Source organism: Halanaerobium sp., from assembly GCF_003070835.1.
Window position 1 is genome coordinate 1 of record NZ_QBLR01000284.1, and the last position, 4,328, is coordinate 4,328.

Below are 4,328 nucleotides of genomic sequence, written 5' to 3' on the forward strand. Positions count from 1 at the left end.
ATTTTACAAATAACACCAGCAGTAAAGTTACTGAAATTTTAAAATTGATGCCTGCCGTCTAATATGATAAAATAAACTGGCAAAAGTAAATATTATAAGCGAAACAACAAGGAGGAATTATTTTGGAAAGAGAAAACTGGACTTCCAGATTAGGTTTTATTCTAGCTGCATCTGGATCCGCTATTGGCCTGGGCAACATCTGGCGTTTTCCATTTATTACCGGAACTAATGGAGGCGCTATTTTTATTTTAATCTATTTAGCTGCAATTTTATTTATTGGTTATCCGATTTTAGTTTCGGAAATGTCTCTGGGAAGGATTACAGCTAAAAATCCAATTGGCGCTTTTAAAAAAATGGCACCTGATACTGCCTGGCCTCTGGTCGGAGCGCTTGGAGTTTTATCAGGTTTTGTAATTTTAAGTTATTATTCTGTTGTTGCAGGCTGGGGAATGTCCTATATTTTTAAATCTCTGAGCTTTACTGCAGAAAGCAATTTCCCGGCAATATTTTTGGGACATATCAGCAGTTTTACCGAACCAATTATCTGGCACGGAATTTTTATGTTTTTAACAATTGCTGTTATTGGGGCTGGAGTTGTTAATGGAATCCAGAAACTGGTTAAAGTCTTAATGCCAATTTTATTTGTTATTATCTTTTTACTTATCATTCGTTCTGTAACTCTAGAAGGCGCTGCAGCAGGATTAAGCTTTTATTTAAAGCCTGATTTTTCTGCAATTGACTTTCAGACCTTTGCTGACGCAATCTCACAGGCGTTTTTCACTCTGAGTCTGGGAATGGGGGCCATGATTACCTATGGTAGTTATTTAAGTAAAAAAGAAAGTATTAGTGAGAGTGCAGGCTATGTTTTGATTTTTGATACAGCTGTAGCTTTACTGGCTGGTTTTGCCATATTCCCTGCGGTTTTTGCTTTCGGGCTTGACCCAGCATCAGGACCCGGTTTAACCTTTATAACCCTACCGGCAGTCTTTACTCAAATGCCTTTTGGAACATTTTTCTCATTTATTTTCTTTCTGCTGCTGACAATTGCAGCCCTAACTTCTTCGATCTCAATGCTTGAGGTTGTTGTTGCCTTTTTAGTTGATGAATATGAATGGAAGAGAAAGAAAGCATCTTACTTAATGGGTTTTTTAATCTTTTTAATTGGAATCCCCCCACTACTGGGCTACAGTTCATTTTCTAATTTCAGCTTTTTAGGAATGGATGTCCTTGATACTTATGACTGGTTTTCTAACTCAATTTTCTTACCAACCGGTGGAATCTTGACTTCTATTTTCGTTGGTCATATCTGGGGCAGCAGAAATGCAGTTAAAGAAGCAAATAAAAACAGCCGCTTTAAAATTGGAAATATCTATTCTATACTGTTAAAATATATTGTTCCGACAGCTGTTTTATTTATCATGCTCTTTAATATCTATCAGACAATTTAATTATTGATTTAATAAATTTTAGGAGGTTCAATTTTGGTAAAAAATAAAGATTTATGTGTTCATTATGATCGCTGTGGAGGCTGTTCAATTCAGGAAGTTCCCTATTCTAAACAGCTCGAAAATAAAAAAAATACTCTGCTAGACATTTTTAAGGAAAAAGAAATAGATATTGACAACTTTGAAGGAATTCTGGCAAGTCCTGATATTTATGAATACCGAAATAATATGGAATTTAGCTTTGGAGATTTAAAAAAAGGCGGCAAACTGCAGCTGGGGATGCATCCCCGGGGTAGAATGTTTGATGTAATTACAGTTGATCAATGCTTATTAGTTGATCAGGATTTTAGAGATATTTTAAGTACTATTATAGATTACTGCCGCACCAATGAATTTAAAAAATATCATGTTAAATTAAGAGAGGGGTTTTTGCGGAATTTAGTAATTAGAAAAGGTATTAACACTGGAGAAGTTGCAGCCAATCTGGTTACTACCAGTCAGCAGGATCATGATTTTTCTCCCCTGACTGAGAAGTTAAAGACTCTTGCTTTAAAAGGGGAGCTTGTGGGTTTTGTGCAGACTATTAATGATGGTTTTTCGGATCAGGTAAGCTGTGATGAAATGAAAATCTACCACGGCCGCAACTACTTTTATGATCAGCTGCTGGATAATAAATTTAAAATAGATTCTCTTTCTTTTTTTCAGACCAATACAAAAGGGGCTGAACTATTATATTCTGAGGCAGAAAAATATATTGGCAGTGCAAAAGAGAAAATAGTATATGACCTTTACTGTGGAGCTGGTACCATTTCGCAGTCTATCGCTGCTGACGCTGCAAAAATCTATGGGATAGAAATTGATCCAGATGCTGCAGAAAGAGCAGCCGAAAATGCTGAAATTAACAATGTGCAGAATACAAAGTATATTGCTGGAGACGTGCTGGAAGAAATTAATAATATTGATCAGCAGCCTGATTTACTGATTATTGATCCACCCAGACCGGGCATCAATCCTAAAGCACTGGCTAAAATTGCCGCAGTAGATTCAGACGAAATATTATATATCTCCTGTAATCCTAAAAGTCTGGCCAGAGATTTAAAAGAACTGGAAATTCATAACTACAGACTGAAAAAATTTAAAGCTGTAGATATGTTTCCTCACACAAAACATTTAGAAGTAATCACTCTTTTAAAAAAAGTCTAAACTAATTTTTAGAATTCAATAAATCTATCTACAATAAAAACCGTCCACTGCAGTTTAAACTTCAATTAAAAACTGCGGCAGACGGTTTTTTATACAAATATTTTGCGATTTTTATGCAAGAAAAGTATTGATCCCAATTAATAATAAGATAATGCCACCAACATAATCTGCATATTTTTCTACTAAAGCTATATGTTTTATGTAATTAACAATTTTAAAAGCGGCTCCGGTAACTATAGAAGCAAGTAATCCAATTATTAATGCATCCTGGAAGATCAACGAATAATCAAATTCAAAAAGAAGTGAAAAACCTGCTCCCAGAGCATCAATACTGACACTCACTCCAAGTACAACAACTGTCCAGAAACTTAGCTGTCTGTATATACACTCTTCTCCGTTTTTGTATCCCTCTCGAATCAGAAAAATACCGAGTAAAAATATCACCGCTCCACTAAAATAATTAGAAATAGTAAAGAAATTTGTATCAATATAGTTTCCTGCTAATCCACCAGTTAAAGCAAAGAAAAATTGAAAAAAGCCAAATGAAATTATAACCTTAAATTTCTCTCTCAGATTTGTTCTAGTTCCACAGCCAATTGCCATTGTGACACCTGCTGCATCAAGAGCTAATGCCAGTGCTACTAAGAAAATATTAATTTAAAACCCCTCCATATTCATTAAACTTTATTTTTATATTTTTAATTATACAAAATAGTAATTAATATTAATTACATACATTATTATATATTATAAGTTATCTATCTTAAAGATGCAATTAACAGCATCACTTTTATTAAAAAAATTACAGATCCAGGTTGAAAATTAGGAACAATAAAACCAAACTAAATTATTAAGAACAATTTCACACTGCAGTTTCACTTTAATTAAAATCTCTGCTATAATTAAGTTAACAATTACTGAGGAGGAAAAATTATGGAGCATAATAGTTTAGAGACTGCAAAAGCAGCTATAAAAATGGCGATTTCTACTAGAAGTGAAGAGAAACAATTAAAAAAAGATTTTGCAGCTGATGAGATAAATACTGCTGCTGTAGACTTTGGTGGTGAATTTAATAAGTCTGTTCCTGATATCATTGAAAGAGCAGTTATTGCTGCCAAACGCGAAAATATAATAAATGAATCCCATGTTGCCCAGGGAGCAGTTGCCGGAGCAGCTCATGATGCTGTTACCCAGATTATGCCCAGAACAATGGGGTTAAATGTCGGAGGTAAAATTGGTGTTGCCCGCAGTGGGGAACATATAGTTGTTGCTATCTTTTTTGGAGTTGGTATGTTCAATTTAAATGAAGTTACTGTTGGTTTAAGTCACCGTTCATTACTTGATAAAAATGCTTAATTAGTTAATTAAATCACTATTTTATGTTGGCTCATTAAGTTGACAAAGGTACACATATATAAGTTGACAAAGGTACACATATATAAGTTGACAAAGGTACACATATAATAGTATAATAAAGAAAATCAAATAACTGGTAGCATGGTAATACGGTAGGAGAATTTGTAGGAAAGCTTAAGCTTTTGTTTAAACAAGGGATTTTTATATCTAATTTTAAACAAAAAAGCTTTAAGCATTTTAACACTCCAGCTGGAGTGTTTTTTTATTAGCTAGGAAATTATACCTGATGGTTTGTTGTGGATAATATTTATAGTTTCATAATTT

General features: G+C 33.8%; 4 protein-coding genes. 3 read left to right on the forward strand and 1 reads right to left on the reverse strand.

What is annotated here, in order from left to right; translation table 11 throughout:
- The first annotated feature begins 122 nt into the window (after window positions 1-122).
- Together CI949_RS17425 and rlmD are read left to right on the forward strand one after the other, a co-directional pair.
- A complete protein-coding gene (locus CI949_RS17425; RefSeq protein ID WP_290768695.1) occupies window positions 123-1,448 on the forward strand; it encodes a sodium-dependent transporter in 1,326 nt (441 codons plus the stop codon).
- 33 nt (window positions 1,449-1,481) lie between these two features.
- Window positions 1,482-2,648 carry a 23S rRNA (uracil(1939)-C(5))-methyltransferase RlmD gene (gene rlmD / locus CI949_RS17430; RefSeq protein WP_290768698.1) on the forward strand — a complete coding sequence of 389 codons (1,167 nt, stop codon included), beginning with the start codon at window positions 1,482-1,484 and terminating at the stop codon, window positions 2,646-2,648.
- A gap of 111 nt (window positions 2,649-2,759) precedes the next feature.
- On the opposite strand, the gene CI949_RS17435 is transcribed toward rlmD, so the two are convergent.
- Window positions 2,760-3,251 carry a manganese efflux pump gene (locus tag CI949_RS17435; RefSeq protein WP_290768701.1) on the reverse strand — a complete coding sequence of 164 codons (492 nt, stop codon included), beginning with the start codon at window positions 3,249-3,251 and terminating at the stop codon, window positions 2,760-2,762.
- A 330-nt stretch (window positions 3,252-3,581) separates the two neighbouring features.
- On the opposite strand from CI949_RS17435, the gene CI949_RS17440 reads away from it, so the two are divergent.
- A complete protein-coding gene (locus CI949_RS17440; protein ID WP_290768704.1) occupies window positions 3,582-4,004 on the forward strand; it encodes a HutP family protein in 423 nt (140 codons plus the stop codon).
- The last annotated feature ends 324 nt before the right edge of the window (window positions 4,005-4,328 follow it).